The organism is Serratia sp. (in: enterobacteria) (assembly GCF_051654945.1).
Lineage (GTDB): Bacteria > Pseudomonadota > Gammaproteobacteria > Enterobacterales > Enterobacteriaceae > Chania.
Window position 1 is genome coordinate 24,217 of record NZ_JBOFZA010000101.1, and the last position, 17,396, is coordinate 41,612.

At 51.7% G+C, this 17,396-nt stretch carries 15 protein-coding genes; all 15 read left to right on the forward strand.

What is annotated here, in order from left to right:
- Nucleotides 1-67 precede the first annotated feature (67 nt).
- The 15 genes from ACRDCA_RS24675 (at nucleotide 68) to glmU (ending at nucleotide 17,134) form a co-directional block, all read left to right on the forward strand.
- Complete coding sequence (locus tag ACRDCA_RS24675; protein WP_438691897.1) at nucleotides 68-2,440, forward strand: Orn/Lys/Arg decarboxylase N-terminal domain-containing protein; 2,373 nt, start codon at nucleotides 68-70, stop codon at nucleotides 2,438-2,440.
- Nucleotides 2,441-2,512: 72 nt separating this feature from the next.
- Nucleotides 2,513-4,024, forward strand: coding sequence for a basic amino acid/polyamine antiporter (locus ACRDCA_RS24680; protein ID WP_438691898.1), 1,512 nt, complete (start codon nucleotides 2,513-2,515; stop codon nucleotides 4,022-4,024).
- A 456-nt stretch (nucleotides 4,025-4,480) separates the two neighbouring features.
- A complete protein-coding gene (mioC, locus tag ACRDCA_RS24685; RefSeq protein WP_438691899.1) occupies nucleotides 4,481-4,921 on the forward strand; it encodes an FMN-binding protein MioC in 441 nt (146 codons plus the stop codon).
- A 381-nt stretch (nucleotides 4,922-5,302) separates the two neighbouring features.
- A complete protein-coding gene (gene mnmG, locus ACRDCA_RS24690) occupies nucleotides 5,303-7,192 on the forward strand; it encodes a tRNA uridine-5-carboxymethylaminomethyl(34) synthesis enzyme MnmG (RefSeq protein WP_438691900.1) in 1,890 nt (629 codons plus the stop codon).
- A 139-nt stretch (nucleotides 7,193-7,331) separates the two neighbouring features.
- Entirely contained in the window at nucleotides 7,332-7,952 is a 621-nt protein-coding gene (rsmG, locus tag ACRDCA_RS24695; RefSeq protein WP_438691901.1) for a 16S rRNA (guanine(527)-N(7))-methyltransferase RsmG, read from the forward strand.
- A 634-nt stretch (nucleotides 7,953-8,586) separates the two neighbouring features.
- Complete coding sequence (atpI, locus tag ACRDCA_RS24700) at nucleotides 8,587-8,970, forward strand: F0F1 ATP synthase subunit I (RefSeq protein ID WP_024484684.1); 384 nt, start codon at nucleotides 8,587-8,589, stop codon at nucleotides 8,968-8,970.
- Between the two features lie 22 nt (nucleotides 8,971-8,992).
- On the forward strand, nucleotides 8,993-9,772 hold the full coding sequence (gene atpB, locus ACRDCA_RS24705; RefSeq protein WP_438691902.1) for a F0F1 ATP synthase subunit A: 780 nt from the start codon (nucleotides 8,993-8,995) through the stop codon (nucleotides 9,770-9,772).
- Nucleotides 9,773-9,822: 50 nt separating this feature from the next.
- Complete coding sequence (gene atpE / locus ACRDCA_RS24710) at nucleotides 9,823-10,062, forward strand: F0F1 ATP synthase subunit C (RefSeq protein ID WP_000429386.1); 240 nt, start codon at nucleotides 9,823-9,825, stop codon at nucleotides 10,060-10,062.
- Between the two features lie 58 nt (nucleotides 10,063-10,120).
- Nucleotides 10,121-10,591, forward strand: a complete 471-nt coding sequence (gene atpF, locus ACRDCA_RS24715; RefSeq protein WP_025123134.1) for a F0F1 ATP synthase subunit B — start codon at nucleotides 10,121-10,123, stop codon at nucleotides 10,589-10,591.
- 14 nt (nucleotides 10,592-10,605) lie between these two features.
- Nucleotides 10,606-11,139, forward strand: coding sequence for a F0F1 ATP synthase subunit delta (atpH, locus tag ACRDCA_RS24720; protein WP_438691903.1), 534 nt, complete (start codon nucleotides 10,606-10,608; stop codon nucleotides 11,137-11,139).
- Between the two features lie 12 nt (nucleotides 11,140-11,151).
- Complete coding sequence (atpA, locus tag ACRDCA_RS24725) at nucleotides 11,152-12,693, forward strand: F0F1 ATP synthase subunit alpha (RefSeq protein ID WP_438691904.1); 1,542 nt, start codon at nucleotides 11,152-11,154, stop codon at nucleotides 12,691-12,693.
- 57 nt (nucleotides 12,694-12,750) lie between these two features.
- Nucleotides 12,751-13,614: a F0F1 ATP synthase subunit gamma gene (atpG, locus tag ACRDCA_RS24730; RefSeq protein ID WP_025123131.1), complete on the forward strand. Its 864-nt coding sequence runs from the start codon at nucleotides 12,751-12,753 to the stop codon at nucleotides 13,612-13,614.
- Between the two features lie 32 nt (nucleotides 13,615-13,646).
- On the forward strand, nucleotides 13,647-15,029 hold the full coding sequence (gene atpD, locus ACRDCA_RS24735; protein ID WP_025123130.1) for a F0F1 ATP synthase subunit beta: 1,383 nt from the start codon (nucleotides 13,647-13,649) through the stop codon (nucleotides 15,027-15,029).
- A 20-nt stretch (nucleotides 15,030-15,049) separates the two neighbouring features.
- Nucleotides 15,050-15,469 (forward strand): F0F1 ATP synthase subunit epsilon, encoded by a 420-nt coding sequence (locus tag ACRDCA_RS24740; RefSeq protein ID WP_004933814.1) that lies wholly within the window; start codon nucleotides 15,050-15,052, stop codon nucleotides 15,467-15,469.
- Nucleotides 15,470-15,763: 294 nt separating this feature from the next.
- A complete protein-coding gene (glmU, locus tag ACRDCA_RS24745) occupies nucleotides 15,764-17,134 on the forward strand; it encodes a bifunctional UDP-N-acetylglucosamine diphosphorylase/glucosamine-1-phosphate N-acetyltransferase GlmU (RefSeq protein ID WP_438691905.1) in 1,371 nt (456 codons plus the stop codon).
- The last annotated feature ends 262 nt before the right edge of the window (nucleotides 17,135-17,396 follow it).

Genomic DNA, 17,396 nt, shown 5'->3' on the forward strand with positions numbered 1-17,396 from the left:
GACGCTTTTTTAAGTCGCCGAACCATCGGTGACAGCTAACTCATCATTCAAAGAAAGGAAATTAGTCATGAAGTTTAATCATAATATCTTGTTTGTGTCCTCTCGAGGACTAAAACAAGATACCCCCGCAATACAAGCACTGGAACAGCTCAATATAGAGGTTAGGACGAGAGGCTTCACCACCTGCATTGTGGATCAGATTTGCGATGCAGTAAAAACAATTAAAGAATGCCAAAAGTACAGTGCCGTAGGGATTTACTGGGACCCAAGCAATGCTAAAATGGGAAGTGAATGTCAGGAATTCATTGAGTATTTTCGTCAGCGAAGCCCCTCCGCTCCACTCTTCTTGTTATCAGAAGACAATATTACGGACAAAGTCCCCCTTGCTGTACTAAAAGAAGTTAATGAGTATATCTACTTGTTTTCTGAAACGGCAAACTTCACCGCCAATCGTATTCATACGCTTATTCATCAATATGCCGAAAACCTGCTGCCACCTTACTTCAAGACGTTGAAAAACTTTACCGAAGATGGTGCTTACTACTGGGACTGCCCAGGGCACATGGGCGGTATGGCCTATTTAAAGCATCCCGTCGGTACTGAATTTATCAACTTCTTCGGCGAAAACATGATGCGGGCCGATATCGGCGTCGCTACCGCTGAAATGGGGGATTACCTCATCCATGCCGGACCGTCAAAAAAATCAGAGGATATCGCCGCAGAGCTTTTTGGCGCTGATTGGACGTTTTATGGCGTTTCTGGCTCGTCCGGCTCGAATCGTATCGTAGCTCAAGGCGCGATCGCAGCGGATGAAATCGCCATTGTCGACCGTAATTGCCATAAATCACTCAATCATGGTCTGACGCTTTCCCAGGCACGTCCGGTCTATCTCAAACCCACACGAAACGCCTATGGGTTGATTGGCCCGATACCGACCCAACGCCTGAAAAAGGAAAGTATTGATGCATTGGTCGCCAAAAGTCCGCTGACTTCGGCTGCGGTAAACGCGTCGCCCACTTATGCCGTTATTACTAACTGTACCTATGATGGTTTCTGTTACAACGTTAATGACGTAGTGAAATATCTGGGAGCCAGCGTACCGCGCATTCATTTTGACGAAGCCTGGTATGCCTATGCCCGTTTCCATCCGATGTATAAAAACCGCTTCGCAATGGATGCTGAAGACACCCCCGATCGCCCTACCATTTTTGCCGTACAGTCGACCCATAAAATGCTGCCTTCTTTGTCCATGGCTTCCATGATCCATGTGAAAAAAAGCAGCCGTGCACCGCTGGATTTTGATGATTTCAATGATTCATTCATGATGCATGGCACCACATCCCCCTTCTATCCAATCATTGCTTCTATTGATGTAGCGGTAAGTATGATGCAAGGAGATTCTGGTCATTCTTTGGTACAGGAGTCGATCGATGAGGCCATTGCGTTTCGCAAAGCCGTCGTTTCCGTAAAACGTCAGATCCGCGAGCAAGAGGGCGAATCAGCCTGGTTTTTTGACGTTCTGCAACCGACGCAAGTCCATGATAAAAAAACAGTTAAGCAGTACAGCTTCGAAGAGGCTCCACTTGAGCTGCTCAACCAGGGGCCTGACTGTTGGGAATTATGCGCAGGCGATAGCTGGCACGGCTTTCGCGATGAAGATCTGCTTGAAACCAACAGCATGCTTGATCCGGTCAAAGTCACACTGACCTGCCCAGGTATTAACCTGGACGGTGGTTACGAAGCACAGGGTATTCCAGGCTATTTACTGACCAAATTCCTTGATGACAAAAGGATTGAAATTGCCCGTACCGGTGATTACACGATCCTCATTCTGTTTTCTGTGGGTATCACCAAAGGAAAATGGGGCACCTTAATTGAAAGCCTGCTGACCTTTAAAAAACTCTATGACTCCAATGCACTTGCCGTCGACGCGATTCCGTCTTTAAAAGCTAAATCACCGCATTACGATCGACTAACCCTGAAACAACTCTGCCAGCAGATGCATGAAAAAATGCGAGAGCTGGATCTGATGAACCATATTAATGCAGCGGTTAATACCGATCCTGAACCGGTTATGACACCGGCAGCAGCCTATCAGAAAGTGTTGCGCTATAAGGCGGAACACATCCGCCTGAATGATTTTTCAGGCCGTATTGCCGCCAGCATGTTGGTCCCTTATCCCCCAGGCATCCCAGTCTTAATGCCGGGTGAACGTCTGCCACTTGGCGATAAAGGCATCATGGGCTATCTGCGTGCTTTACAGGAGTTTGATAAGCACTTCCCAGGTTTTGAGCATGAGATCCAGGGGATCAACGTCGATGAAAACGGTGATTTCTGGGTAAGAGCACTAATAGAAGACGAACGCGAAGCCGTAAAACGACCGGAACAGATCCGTTTTAAACGCAAGGTTTCTTCAACAATTAAAAAAGGCCGCCAGTAATCAGGTAGTTATATCTTCAACCCGCACCTGTAGGGCGGGTTGAAGTCTATTCAGATGTAAGGGTTTTTATATATGTCAAATCAATCTTCAACGTCAGCGACTGTTGCCACTGATGCCGGAAAGACAGAGGGTGAGCACAAGCTCGGGCTGATAGCATTAATCGCAATAGTAGTAGGTTCTATGCTGGGTGGTGGCGTGTTCAGCCTCCCCCAAAATACAGCGGCAACCTCGGCAATAGGGCCGATCATCATCGCGTGGCTTATTGCCGGTATCGGTATTTATTTCATCGCGAACTCATTTCGCCTGTTGTCCGATCTGCGCCCTGACCTACAAGCGGGCGTCTATATGTATGCGCAGGAAGGCTTCGGTTCATTTATTGCTTTCAACGTCGCCTGGGGATACTGGCTGATGACCGCCTTTGGTAACGTCGCCTTCGCCGTTATCTTGATGGATGCGTTGAACCAGTTTTTCCCCGGCATTTTCACCGATGGCAATAACCTCAATTCTATTATCTGCGGTTCGGTTTTGATTTGGGGTTACAACTTTCTGGTGCTATCAGGCACGAAAATTGCGGGTTTTGTGAACACGCTCGGCACTATCGCCAAACTGGTACCGCTGGTGTTGTTTGTCATCATCCTGGGTTTCTTGATCAATTATTCTCAACTGTTTAGCAACTTCTGGGGAACGGCACCACAAATCGTTGAGGGGGTCAGCAACCACGCTAAACCCGTTTCACTGATGTCGCAAATTCTTGCCCCAATGACGGTAACACTATGGGCATTTATTGGCGTTGAAGGTGCGGTCGTGCTTTCTGGACGAGCCAAAAACAAGAAAGACGTTGGTAAGGCCACGCTGCTGGGCTTTTTGTTGGCTCTGATTATCTACATACTGATGTCGATATTGCCGTTTGGCGTTATGCCACAGGCTGAACTTGCTCAGGTCAGTAATCCTTCAACCGCTGGCGTGCTGGCAAAAGTCGTCGGTCCTTGGGGCGGCTGGCTAATGAACGTTGGACTGATTATTTCAGTACTGGCTGGCTGGTTAGCCTGGACGATGCTCTGTGCCGAAATTCCAATGGTTGCCGGTCAAAAAGGCGCTTTCCCACGGGCTTTTGCACGCACCAACAAAAAACAGGCCGCCACTGTTTCCCTATGGGTCAGTAGTTTTGTGATGCAGGCAGCAATGTTATTGGTCTATTTTTCTAATGACGCCTGGAACACGATGTACAACATCAGTGCATTGATGGTGGTACCTGCTTATATCACCACCACCTTGTATATAGTGAAAATATGCCTCAACCGCGAGTACGATCAGCATGCCAAACAGGGCCGAAAATTCGCTCTTGCCAGCGGCATTCTCGGGGCCATATTCTGCCTGTTTATCCTGTATGCCAGCCAAATTCAGTATGTGGCGCTGGTGCCCATTCTGCTTACCTGCGGACTACCGGTGTTTATATGGTCTCGCAAAGAGAAGGGCGACAATCAACCGCTGTTCCAGAATAAAGAATTTATTTATCTGGCTATCCTGCTGTTGTTTGATGCCATCGTCATCTGGTTGCTAATGATGGGACGCATCACGCTGTAGCAGAGCTTTTCCCCTTGCCCCAAGAGGGCCGAGTGGAAGCGAAGTGCGTATTGATAGCTTTTGGAGTGATGAAAGAATGGGTGACATGGTCAACGCCGCAGTTGCGCTGATCATGTCCTCAAACCAGCCGCAATCCCTGTGTGTCGGTATAGGCGTACAGGACTTTTCCGCCCCTCTCTCCTCTTTCTGGGCCACTAGTGACAAATAATACTTATCCCCAACTGGCGCTATTATGACAGTGGTGGGTAAAAACGTTTCAGACTACATCAAGGCATTATCTCTTAACTAAATGAATTATTTAAAATTAGTGCCATTATCATGTGTAGTGAACCGTGAATGTGGTCAGTGGATCCCGATTAACACGATCATTATACCCATATTATCCACAGGTAGATCCCAGCTGATTCACAGCGTACAATACCGCCTCTTGAGTTTAAGGTTGGGATCATTTCATTCATGGCAGACATCACTCTGATCAGTGGCAGCACGCTTGGCAGCGCAGAATACGTGGCTGAACATTTGGCCGAACAGCTTGAAGCCGCAGGTTTCACCACGGAAATGCTGCATGGCCCTGAATTGGATGAGCTTACGCTGTCTGGCCGCTGGCTGGTGGTTTCCTCCACCCATGGTGCCGGTGATTTACCGGATAACCTGCAACCCCTGTTGGAACAATTGGCAGAGCAGCAGCCGGATCTCTCGCAGGTGCAGTTTGGTGCCGTCGGTTTGGGCAGTTCTGAGTACGATACCTTCTGTGGTGCGATCAAACAGATCGACGATCTTTTCCAGGCTCGTGGAGCGAAAAGGATCGGCGATCGTCTCGAGATCGACGTGACCCAGCATGAAATTCCCGAGGATCCAGCCGAAGAATGGCTGAAGAATTGGATTATTTTACTCTAATTCGGTTAAAGATCGCGCGAACGATTGTGTATAACTATGCTTAAAAGCAGGGTATAAGCGGTAGTTATCCCAATAACAACCGTCGTACGCTTTCTGTCCTGTGGATAACATGCCATTTAGATCCCAGCTTATACTGGCCAGGATCACCGATCATTCACAGCAAACGATCCTGCTTAATCGGATGATCTTTCTATGGAATAATCACTTATCCACAGAGGATCTCGATCCTAATAAGAGATCTAATAAAGAGATCTTTAAATAAAAAAGATCTTCTTTTAATTACCTAAGATCCTGACCGCTTGGTCGATCGACTAAACTTGAGTAGAATCCTCCCCCCAGGGCAAACAACGATCGTTCGCAAGTACTCCGAGGTGCTGTTCCATGTTTTATCCAGAGCAATTTGACGTCATTATCATCGGTGGTGGCCATGCAGGAACCGAAGCCGCCATGGCTGCGGCACGCATGGGACGTCAGACTTTATTACTGACCCACAATATCGACACGCTGGGACAAATGTCCTGCAATCCGGCGATCGGCGGTATCGGGAAAGGGCATCTGGTCAAGGAAATCGATGCACTCGGCGGGCTGATGGCCAAGGCGATCGACCATGCCGGCATCCAGTTTAGGATACTAAACGACAGCAAAGGCCCGGCCGTCAGGGCTACCCGAGCTCAGGCGGATCGCGTCCTGTACCGCCAAGCGGTTCGTACCGCCCTGGAGAACCAGCCAAACCTGATGATCTTCCAACAGCCGGTTGAGGATCTGATCGTCGAAAACGATCGCGTGGTCGGTGCCGTTACCCAGATGGGGCTGAAATTCCGCGCCAAAGCGGTGGTATTGACCGTGGGCACTTTCCTGGATGGCAAGATCCACATCGGCCTGGAAAACTACAGCGGTGGCCGTGCCGGGGATCCTCCGTCGATCTCTCTATCACAGCGTTTGCGTGAACTCCCTCTGCGTGTCAATCGCCTGAAAACGGGGACACCACCTCGCATCGATGCCCGCACGATCGACTTCAGCGTCCTGGCTGAACAGCATGGCGATACGCCAATCCCGGTGTTTTCATTCCTGGGCAACGCCAGCCAGCATCCACAGCAGGTGCCGTGTTACATCACGCACACCAATGAAAAAACTCACGACGTGATCCGCAATAACCTCGATCGTAGCCCGATGTATGCTGGGATCATCGAAGGGATCGGACCACGCTACTGCCCATCGATCGAAGATAAAGTGATGCGCTTTGCCGATCGTAATGCGCACCAGATCTTCCTGGAACCTGAAGGGTTAACCAGCAACGAGATCTACCCGAACGGGATTTCTACCAGTTTGCCTTTTGACGTGCAGATGCAGATCGTTCGTTCGATGGAAGGGTTACAAAATGCCCGCATCGTTCGTCCTGGCTACGCCATTGAGTACGATTTCTTCGACCCACGCGATCTGAAACCGACGCTGGAAAGCAAATTTATCCAGGGGCTGTTCTTCGCAGGCCAGATCAACGGCACTACCGGTTACGAAGAAGCTGCAGCACAAGGCCTGCTGGCCGGGTTAAACGCTGGGCGCTATGCCGTTGAAGACGAAGGCTGGTCACCACGCCGCGATCAGGCTTACCTGGGAGTGCTGGTGGACGATCTCAGTACTCTTGGCACCAAAGAACCGTATCGCATGTTTACCTCACGTGCCGAATATCGTCTGATGCTGCGTGAAGACAACGCCGACCTGCGCCTGACGGAAAAAGGCCGTGAACTGGGTCTGGTGGACGATGTGCGCTGGCAGCGCTATTGCGAGAAGCTTGAGCACATCGAGCAGGAACGTCAGCGTCTGCGTGATATCTGGGTACATCCGCATTCAGAGAACGTCGAGCAGGTTAACGTCCTGCTCAAAGCGCCTCTGTCTCGCGAAGCCAACGGCGAAGAACTGCTGCGCCGCCCGGAAATGGATTACGGCCAGCTGACAGCAGTAGCCGCTTTTGCTCCTGCACTGGCAGATACCGAAGCTGCTGAACAAGTGGAAATTCAGGTCAAATACGAAGGCTACATCGCTCGCCAGCAAGATGAGATCGACAAACAGCAGCGCAACGAGAACACCGTGTTACCCCTGGATCTCGACTATCGTCAGGTCTCCGGTCTGTCCAACGAGGTGATCGCCAAGCTTAACGATCACAAACCAAACTCGATCGGCCAGGCTTCGCGTATTTCCGGTATTACGCCTGCGGCGATCTCCATTCTGCTGATCTGGCTGAAAAAGCAGGGTCTTCTGCGCCGTAGCGCCTAAATCTGCTTACCAAGTGGCCGTTTGCCTGTCTGCTGAGCAAACGGCCGCTGACATCACCCCAAGCCTGAATTATCATAGGCTGCCTAAGCGAGCAGCTGCGGATTGGCCTGCTGTTCCACGCCTGTCAGAGGACTCTGTTGTGCAAAAAAAATTGGATTCGTTGCTGTCAGCGGCAGGAATTACGCTTCCCGATCAACAAAAGCAGCAATTGTTGGGTTATGTCGCTATGCTCGATAAGTGGAACAAGGCTTACAACCTCACTTCTGTGCGCGATCCGCAGCAAATGCTGGTGCGGCATATCATGGACAGCATCGTGGTGAATCCTCATCTGTCTGGCTCACGCTTTATCGATGTAGGCACCGGTCCTGGTTTGCCTGGTATTCCTTTGGCGATTGTGCGGCCCGATGCCCATTTCACTCTGTTAGACAGCCTGGGCAAGCGTGTACGCTTCCTAAAGCAGGTACAGCATGAGCTGGGCCTGAAAAATGTCGAACCGGTACAGAGCCGGGTAGAAGAGTTTGTGGCTGAGCCGCCGTTTGATGGCGTCATCAGCCGGGCGTTTGCTTCACTGCAAGACATGCTGTCCTGGTGCCACCATCTGCCAACCAAAGGGCAGGGGCGTTTCTATGCGCTGAAAGGGATTTGCCCACAGGACGAGCTGGCCCAGTTGCCGGAGGGAATTTCTCTGGAGTCGGTAGTGCGTTTGCAGGTACCGGAATTGGAAGGCGAGCGCCATCTGATCGTCCTGAAAGCCAACTAAAGCCAAATCAGAATTGTTTAACATCAATTAACCAGCGATTGGCGTAGGATACAAAAGGTAAATGACAAGCAGGCTAATCAATTAGACGACAGTTAGTTTATTTACCTTTGATTAACATAATTATGCTAAAAACGCATCATTACGGTTGGCGATAGTCACGTTAGCAACAATGTGCGAAAGTTCCCGACTTGCTGTTAGTGTTAATTTGCTGTTGCTTTATTCTTCCTGTGAATGTCAATAAAAGGTTTTTACGGGGTAGAGGGATTGTTTTTGAACGGTTACGTTGTAATGATTTGATTTATAATATTTTTTGATCGCTCAAATAGCTAAAGACCTCGGTAGCTAACCTGGGCTATAACTCAGAAATAGTCAGTATTGTGATCGGTTGCACGTTTCTTAGCGCAACCGTGGAATAGTCAGACAAATAAATGGGACCGATTATTCCGGCCATTTTCTTGTGAAAATAGCCCGAAAAGGGGAAATTTAAATAATTGTTCACCTTTTCGCTACTTATCGATTGAATTCGTTGGAGTGGCCCGTATAATTTGCTCGTTTTTTGCTGCTTGACTCAGAACCGCAAAGGCAGTTTTATACGTCGGCATACCCCCTCAGGGGTACGGAGAGAACAAACGTCATGTCTGTGTCCCTTTACAGCGGAAAAGTTGCACGCAAGTTGCTGTTGCTGCAGTTAATGACTTTTGTTTTGATCAGCGCTGCTTTCGGCCTGAAAAGTCTGGAGTGGAGCGGTTCGGCACTGGCAGGTGGTTTAGCCGCCTGGTTACCCAATGCCATGTTTATGCTGTTTGCCTTGCGTCATCAGGCACAGACGCCGGCACCCGGACGGGTTGCCTGGTCGTTCGCCATCGGTGAAGGGCTAAAGGTCGTGATCACCATCGTTTTGCTGATCGTGGCGCTTGGGGTGTTCAAAGCGGCGTTTGTACCGCTTGGCCTGACCTATTTAGCGGTGTTGATTGTGCAGATAGTGGCACCAGCCGTGATTAACAGTTACCGAACTTAACTAAATAAGGGTAAGAGGCATCATGTCTGCAGGAGAAGTCTTGACTCCACAGGAGTATATCGGTCACCACCTGACGCAGCTTCAGGTCGGGACGGGGTTCTGGTCGATTAACGTCGACTCGATGTTTTTCTCCATTGTCCTTGGGGTGGTGTTCCTGGCGGTGTTCCGCAAGGTTGCCAAAAACGCCACCAGCGGTGTGCCAGGAAAGTTGCAAACTGCCGTTGAGCTGATCGTTGGCTTCGTCGACAACAGTGTTAAAGATATGTACCACGGCAAGAGCAAAGTGATTGCTCCGCTGGCGCTGACGGTGTTCGTCTGGGTGTTCCTGATGAACCTGATGGACCTGATCCCGGTAGACTTCCTGCCGTTTATCGCTGAAAATTATCTTGGCCTGCCAGCCCTGCGCGCGGTACCTACTGCTGACGTGAACATCACGCTGTCGATGGCGTTGGCCGTATTCGTCCTGATCCTGTTCTATAGCATTAAAATGAAAGGCCTTGGTGGGTTCGTCAAAGAGTTAACCATGCAGCCGTTCAACCACCCGGTATTTATTCCCATTAACCTGATCCTTGAAGGTGTCAGCCTGCTGTCCAAACCTGTTTCACTGGGTCTGCGACTGTTCGGCAACATGTATGCGGGTGAGTTGATCTTCATCCTGATTGCTGGTCTGTTGCCGTGGTGGTCACAGTGGATGCTGAGTTTGCCTTGGGCAATCTTCCACATCCTGATCATTACGCTTCAAGCCTTTATTTTCATGGTTCTGACGATTGTCTATCTGTCGATGGCGTCTGAAGAGCACTGATTTTTCTTAAAACACTTGCACTATTAAACTGAAACAAACTGGAGACTGTCATGGAAAACCTGAATATGGATCTGCTGTACATGGCTGCCGCTGTGATGATGGGTCTGGCGGCAATCGGTGCTGCGATCGGTATCGGCATCCTGGGTGGTAAATTCTTGGAAGGCGCTGCACGTCAGCCTGATCTGATCCCTCTGCTGCGTACACAGTTCTTTATCGTTATGGGTCTGGTTGACGCCATCCCGATGATCGCTGTTGGTCTGGGTCTTTACGTGATGTTTGCTGTCGCGTAAGTAGGGTTAATCCTCTACAAAATAGCCCTATTATTAATTTTTTAAGAGGCATTGTGCTGTGAATATTAACGCAACAATCCTCGGCCAGGCTATCGCGTTCATCCTGTTTGTCTGGTTCTGCATGAAGTATGTATGGCCGCCGATCATGGCTGCCATCGAGAAGCGTCAGAAAGAAATTGCTGATGGCCTCGCTTCCGCAGAACGTGGCAGAAAAGATTTGGATTTAGCGCAAGCCAATGCGACCGACCAGCTGAAAACTGCCAAAGCGGAAGCCCAGGTGATCATCGAGCAAGCAAACAAACGCAAAGCTCAGATCGTGGACGAAGCCAAGGCGGAAGCCGAGCAGGAACGTAACAAAATCGTGGCGCAGGCTCAGGCTGAGATCGAAGCCGAACGTAAGCGCGCTCGTGAAGAGTTGCGTAAACAAGTCGCGATGCTGGCAATTGCCGGTGCCGAGAAGATCATCGAACGTTCCGTGGATGAAGCTGCTAACAGCGACATCGTTGATAAACTGGTCGCTGAACTGTAAGGAGGGAGGGGCTGATGTCTGAATTTGTAACTGTAGCTCGCCCCTACGCCAAAGCAGCTTTTGACTTTGCCGTTGAGAACCAAAGCGTAGAGCGCTGGCAGCAGATGCTGGCGTTTACTGCTGTAGTCACCCGTAATGAACAGATGGCGGAACTGCTTTCCGGTGCGGTTGCACCAGAAACCTTGTCCAACACGTTTATTGCGGTTTGTGGCGATGAGCTCGACGAACATGGCCAGAACTTTATCCGTGTAATGGCCGAAAATGGACGTTTACTGGTTCTTCCTGCGGTGTTGCAACAGTTCATCGAACTGCGCGCCGCGCTGGAATCCACCGTCGAAGTCGAGGTGCTCTCATCGAGCGCACTGAACGACACACAGCAAGCCAAGATTGTCGCTGCGATGGAAAAACGTCTGTCACGCAAAGTTAAGCTGAATTGCAAAATTGACAAGTCTGTTCTGGCCGGTGTCATTATCCGTGCCGGTGATCTGGTGATCGATGGTAGCGTACGTGGCCGCCTCGAACGCCTGGCAGACGTCTTGCAGTCTTAAGGGGACTGGAGCATGCAACTGAATTCCACCGAAATCAGCGAACTGATCAAGCAGCGCATTGCTCAGTTCAATGTAGTGAGCGAAGCTCACAATGAAGGTACCATCGTTTCCGTCAGCGACGGGATCATCCGCGTACACGGTTTGGCCGACGTTATGCAGGGCGAGATGATCGCACTGCCAGGCAACCGTTACGCCATTGCATTGAACCTGGAGCGTGACTCTGTAGGTGCCGTGGTCATGGGTCCGTATTCGGATCTGGCCGAAGGCATGAAGGTAAAATGTACCGGCCGTATTCTGGAAGTTCCAGTCGGCCGTGGCCTGCTGGGCCGCGTAGTCAACACTCTGGGCGCACCTATCGACGGTAAAGGCCCGGTTGAAAACGACGGTTTCTCTCCAGTTGAGACTATCGCACCTGGCGTTATCGAACGTCAGTCTGTTGATCAGCCTGTACAGACCGGTTACAAATCGGTCGATGCCATGATCCCAATCGGTCGTGGCCAGCGTGAGCTGGTGATCGGCGACCGTCAAACCGGTAAAACCGCACTGGCGATCGATGCGATCATTAACCAGCGCGATTCCGGCATCAAATGCGTTTACGTTGCCATCGGCCAGAAAGCGTCCACCATCGCTAACGTGGTGCGCAAGCTGGAAGAGCACGGCGCACTGGCCAACACCATCGTGGTTGTGGCTACCGCGTCAGAATCCGCTGCACTGCAATACCTGGCGCCATATGCCGGTTGCGCCATGGGCGAATACTTCCGTGACCGTGGTGAAGATGCGCTGATCGTATACGATGACCTGTCCAAACAGGCCGTTGCTTACCGTCAGATCTCCCTGCTGCTTCGCCGTCCACCTGGTCGTGAAGCTTACCCAGGCGACGTATTCTACCTCCACTCCCGTTTGCTGGAGCGTGCTGCGCGTGTTAACGCCGACTACGTTGAAGCCTTCACCAAAGGTGAAGTCAAAGGCCAAACCGGTTCACTGACCGCTCTGCCGATCATTGAAACCCAGGCGGGTGACGTTTCCGCGTTCGTTCCGACCAACGTAATCTCGATTACCGATGGTCAGATCTTCCTGGAATCCAACCTGTTTAACTCCGGTATTCGTCCGGCGGTTAACCCGGGTATTTCCGTATCCCGTGTGGGTGGTGCAGCACAGACCAAGATCATGAAAAAACTGTCCGGTGGTATTCGTACCGCGCTGGCACAGTATCGTGAACTGGCTGCGTTCTCACAGTTCGCTTCCGATCTGGACGATGCAACGCGTAAACAGCTGAGCCACGGCCAGAAAGTGACCGAGCTGCTGAAACAGAAACAGTATGCGCCGATGTCTGTCGCACAACAGTCTCTGGTGCTGTTTGCCGCCGAGCGTGGCTACCTGAACGACGTAGAAGTGGCGAAAGTCGTCAGCTTCGAAGCCGCTCTGGTCGCTTTCGCGGATCGCGAGCATGCTGAACTGCTGAACCACATCAACCAAACTGGTGCTTATAACGATGAGATCGAAGGCAAGCTGAAAGGCATCCTCGATACCTTCAAGGCAACCCAGTCCTGGTAACGCATAGCGGCCTGTTGTTGCAAGACGGCAGGCCGCTGGCAATGAGGAGAAGCAGAGATGGCCGGCGCAAAAGAGATACGTAGTAAGATCGGCAGCGTGCAAAACACGCAGAAGATCACTAAAGCGATGGAGATGGTCGCCGCCTCCAAAATGCGTAAATCGCAGGAACGCATGGCGGCCAGCCGTCCTTATGCAGAGACCATGCGCGAGGTGATTGGTCACCTGGCATTAGGGAATCTGGAATATAAGCACCCGTACCTGGATGAGCGTGACGTCAAGCGCGTCGGGTATCTGGTGGTGTCGACTGACCGTGGTCTCTGCGGCGGCTTGAACATCAACCTGTTCAAAAAGCTGTTGGCAGAGATGAAACGCTGGTCTGAAAAAGGCGTTGAAGCTGATTTAGCGCTGATTGGCTCGAAAGCGGCCTCTTTCTTTGGTTCCGTGGGCGGCAACGTGGTTGCCCAGGTGACCGGCATGGGGGATAACCCTTCCCTGTCGGATCTGATCGGTCCGGTGAAAGTGATGCTGCAAGCCTACGACGAAGGTCGTTTAGACAAGCTGTACATCGTCAGCAACAAATTTGTTAATACGATGTCCCAGGAACCGCAGTTACTGCAAGTTCTGCCATTGCCACCTTCTGATGACAGTGAGCTGAAGAAAAAATCCTGGGATTACCTGTATGAACCCGATCCGAAAGTGCTGCTTGATACCTTGCTGCGCCGCTATGTGGAATCGCAAGTTTATCAGGGCGTCGTGGAAAACCTGGCCAGCGAGCAGGCCGCACGAATGGTCGCGATGAAAGCCGCAACCGATAACGGCGGTAGCCTGATCAAAGAGCTGCAGTTGGTATACAACAAGGCGCGTCAGGCCAGCATCACTCAGGAACTCACCGAGATCGTTTCGGGAGCCTCCGCGGTTTAAGCTAGGTTTACGAATTACGTAGAGGATTCAAGATGGCTACTGGAAAGATTATCCAGGTAATCGGCGCCGTGGTGGACGTCGAGTTCCCTCAGGATGCCGTACCAAAAGTGTACGACGCTCTTGAGGTCGCAAACGGCTCCGAGAAATTGGTGCTGGAAGTTCAGCAACAGCTGGGTGGCGGCGTGGTTCGCTGTATCGCAATGGGGACCTCAGACGGTCTGCGTCGTGGTCTGGCCGTAACCGACCTGCAGCACCCGATTGAAGTACCGGTAGGTAAAGCTACCCTGGGTCGTATCATGAACGTATTGGGTCAACCAATCGACATGAAGGGCGACATCGGCGAAGAAGAACGTTGGGCTATTCACCGCCCGGCGCCAAGCTACGAAGAGCTGTCCAGCTCCCAGGATCTGCTGGAAACTGGTATCAAGGTAATGGACCTGATCTGCCCGTTCGCCAAGGGTGGTAAAGTTGGTCTGTTCGGTGGTGCTGGTGTGGGTAAAACCGTAAACATGATGGAGCTGATCCGTAACATCGCGATCGAGCACTCCGGTTATTCCGTGTTTGCGGGCGTGGGTGAACGTACTCGTGAGGGTAACGACTTCTACCACGAAATGACCGACTCCAACGTACTGGACAAAGTTTCCCTGGTTTATGGCCAGATGAACGAGCCACCAGGTAACCGTCTGCGCGTTGCGCTGACCGGTCTGACCATGGCTGAAAAGTTCCGTGATGAAGGTCGTGACGTCCTGCTGTTCGTCGATAACATCTACCGTTATACCCTGGCCGGTACCGAAGTGTCCGCACTTCTGGGCCGTATGCCATCGGCGGTAGGTTATCAGCCAACGCTGGCGGAAGAGATGGGTGTTCTGCAAGAACGTATCACCTCTACCAAGACCGGTTCAATCACCTCAGTGCAGGCCGTTTACGTTCCTGCGGATGACTTGACTGACCCATCACCAGCCACCACCTTTGCTCACTTGGATGCAACCGTGGTACTGAGCCGTAACATCGCTTCTCTGGGTATCTACCCGGCCGTTGACCCGCTGGACTCCACCAGCCGTCAGCTGGATCCGCTGGTAGTTGGCCAGGAGCACTACGACGTAGCGCGTGGCGTGCAGTCTATTCTGCAACGCTATCAGGAACTGAAAGATATCATCGCCATCCTGGGTATGGACGAGCTGTCAGAAGACGACAAGCTGGTTGTATCCCGTGCGCGTAAAATCCAACGTTTCCTGTCTCAGCCGTTCTTCGTGGCAGAAGTCTTTACCGGTTCTCCGGGCAAGTTCGTATCGCTGAAAGATACCATCCGTGGTTTCAAAGGCATTATGGACGGCGACTATGACCACCTGCCGGAGCAGGCGTTCTACATGGTTGGCACCATTGAAGAAGCAGTGGAAAAAGCCAAGAAACTGTAACGCCTTGAGAGGAGGGTGATATGGCTATGACTTACCATCTGGATGTCGTCAGCGCGGAAAAACAGATGTTTTCCGGCCTGGTGCAGAAGATCCAGGTGACAGGCAGCGAAGGCGAACTGGGGATCTTCCCTGGCCATGCGCCGCTGCTGACTGCCATCAAGCCTGGCATGGTGCGTATTGTTAAACAGCACGGTGAAGAAGAGTTCATCTACCTGTCCGGCGGTATCCTTGAGGTACAGCCGAGCGTGGTAACCGTGCTGGCGGACACTGCCATCCGTGGAACGGACCTCGACGAAGCGAGAGCGCTGGAAGCTAAGCGTAAAGCTGAAGAGCACATCCGTAGCTCTCATGGCGATGTCGACTATGCTCAGGCATCAGCTGAACTGGCGAAAGCGATCGCGAAACTGCGCGTTATCGAGCTCACCAGAAAAGCGATGTAAACTCCCGCGTTGCCTGCAACGTGTGGAAATAAGAAAGCGGCCCCTGTGGGTCGCTTTTTTTTTGTTTTAAAATAAGCGTTTCAACCGGCCAGGCATTGTGCTGTATTAGCGCAAGCCGTGGTTTGAAGCGTCGCCGATCGCCGACAGTTTTTTCGCCCTATGGCTGAATTGCTGCCATTGGCGGCAGGCTAGGAGCCATGCGGCTTGCGCCGGATTCGTGTAGAGAAATATGTAGTAATTCTGTCATCAAACGGTTTTACTTTCGTCCATCAAAATGGAGTTATCAGGTTGCTTATGTCTAACAGCGCAATGAGCGTGGTTATCCTCGCCGCGGGCAAGGGAACACGCATGTATTCCGATCTTCCCAAGGTGTTACATCCGCTGGCGGGTAAGCCAATGGTGCAGCACGTCATTGATGCTGCCATGAAGCTGGGTGCCCAAAACGTCCATCTGGTTTATGGCCACGGTGGTGAACTGCTGAAAAGCACCTTGCACAACGATGCACTAAACTGGGTATTGCAGGCTGAGCAGTTGGGGACGGGCCATGCAATGCAACAGGCGGCCCCGCATTTTGGCGATGATGAAGACGTGCTGATGCTGTATGGCGATGTACCGCTGATCGCTGTTGAAACGCTGACCCGCCTGCTGGCGGCCAAACCTCAGGGGGGCATTGGCCTGCTGACGGTGAAGCTGCAAGATCCGAGCGGTTATGGCCGTATCGTGCGTGAAAATGGCACCGTGGTGGGCATTGTCGAACATAAAGATGCCAATGATGAGCAGCGCCAGATTAATGAGATCAACACTGGCATTCTGGTGGCCAACGGCCGCGATCTGAAGCGCTGGCTGGGTAAGCTGAATAATAATAACGCTCAGGGTGAGTTCTACATCACCGATATCATCGCCCTGGCTCATGCCGAAGGTAACAAGATTGAGGCGGTACATCCGGCGCGTCTGAGCGAAGTGGAAGGCGTCAATAACCGCCTGCAATTATCACAGCTTGAGCGTGTGTATCAGGCCGAGCAGGCAGAGAAACTGCTGCTGGCTGGTGTGATGCTGCTGGATCCGGCGCGTTTCGATCTGCGTGGCGTGCTGGAACATGGCCGTGACATCTCCATTGATGCCAACGTGATTATCGAAGGCATGGTCAAGCTGGGTAACCGCGTGAAGATCGGTGCTGGCTGCGTACTGAGAGACTGCGTGATTGGCGATGACTGCGAGATCAGTCCTTACAGCGTGCTGGAAAATGCGCAATTGGAAGCGGCCTGTACCGTTGGCCCGTTTGCCCGTCTGCGCCCTGGTGCCGAACTGGCGGAAGGTGCCCACGTTGGCAACTTCGTGGAAATCAAGAAGGCGCGCCTGGGTAAAGGTTCCAAAGCTGGCCATCTGAGCTATCTGGGCGATGCCGAGATTGGTGACGATGTGAATATCGGTGCCGGTACCATCACCTGCAACTACGACGGTGCCAACAAGCACAAAACCATTATCGGCGACGGCGTGTTTGTTGGATCGGATACTCAACTGGTGGCTCCGGTCACGGTAGGTAAAGGGGTGACGATCGCTGCCGGTACCACGGTGACCCGCGATATTGCGGATAATGAGCTGGTGCTGAGCCGGGTCAAGCAGGTGCACATTCAAGGCTGGCAGCGCCCAACCAAGAAGAAGTAATGCCCCTCACCCCAACCCTCTCCCACAGGGAGAGGGAGCTGTCCGGAGCGCATAGTTAGCCTGTGCAACTTCGGAAAGCAGGGAGTAAGAAGAAAGGCAGGGTATTACGCAAATATATCAACGAACTCGATCGGTCCCCTCTCCCTGTGGGCTGAGTGATCCCCAGTAATATGGTCAACATCCCATGACCATATTACTGTACTCTTTTCCTAACATTTTCAGTGCATTAACTATTTTTATCCTTCTCACTATTCTGGGGCGG

Excerpts from the sequence above, each read along its gene's own strand:
- ACRDCA_RS24675 (WP_438691897.1), top strand. The coding sequence starts at position 68 with ATGAAGTTTAATCATAATATCTTGTTTGTGTCCTCTCGAGGACTAAAA.
- ACRDCA_RS24680 (WP_438691898.1), top strand. The coding sequence starts at position 2,513 with ATGTCAAATCAATCTTCAACGTCAGCGACTGTTGCCACTGATGCCGGA.
- mioC (WP_438691899.1), top strand. The coding sequence starts at position 4,481 with ATGGCAGACATCACTCTGATCAGTGGCAGCACGCTTGGCAGCGCAGAA.
- mnmG (WP_438691900.1), top strand. The coding sequence starts at position 5,303 with ATGTTTTATCCAGAGCAATTTGACGTCATTATCATCGGTGGTGGCCAT.
- atpI (WP_024484684.1), top strand. The coding sequence starts at position 8,587 with ATGTCTGTGTCCCTTTACAGCGGAAAAGTTGCACGCAAGTTGCTGTTG.
- atpB (WP_438691902.1), top strand. The coding sequence starts at position 8,993 with ATGTCTGCAGGAGAAGTCTTGACTCCACAGGAGTATATCGGTCACCAC.
- atpE (WP_000429386.1), top strand. The coding sequence starts at position 9,823 with ATGGAAAACCTGAATATGGATCTGCTGTACATGGCTGCCGCTGTGATG.
- atpH (WP_438691903.1), top strand. The coding sequence starts at position 10,606 with ATGTCTGAATTTGTAACTGTAGCTCGCCCCTACGCCAAAGCAGCTTTT.
- atpA (WP_438691904.1), top strand. The coding sequence starts at position 11,152 with ATGCAACTGAATTCCACCGAAATCAGCGAACTGATCAAGCAGCGCATT.
- atpG (WP_025123131.1), top strand. The coding sequence starts at position 12,751 with ATGGCCGGCGCAAAAGAGATACGTAGTAAGATCGGCAGCGTGCAAAAC.
- atpD (WP_025123130.1), top strand. The coding sequence starts at position 13,647 with ATGGCTACTGGAAAGATTATCCAGGTAATCGGCGCCGTGGTGGACGTC.
- ACRDCA_RS24740 (WP_004933814.1), top strand. The coding sequence starts at position 15,050 with ATGGCTATGACTTACCATCTGGATGTCGTCAGCGCGGAAAAACAGATG.
- glmU (WP_438691905.1), top strand. The coding sequence starts at position 15,764 with ATGTCTAACAGCGCAATGAGCGTGGTTATCCTCGCCGCGGGCAAGGGA.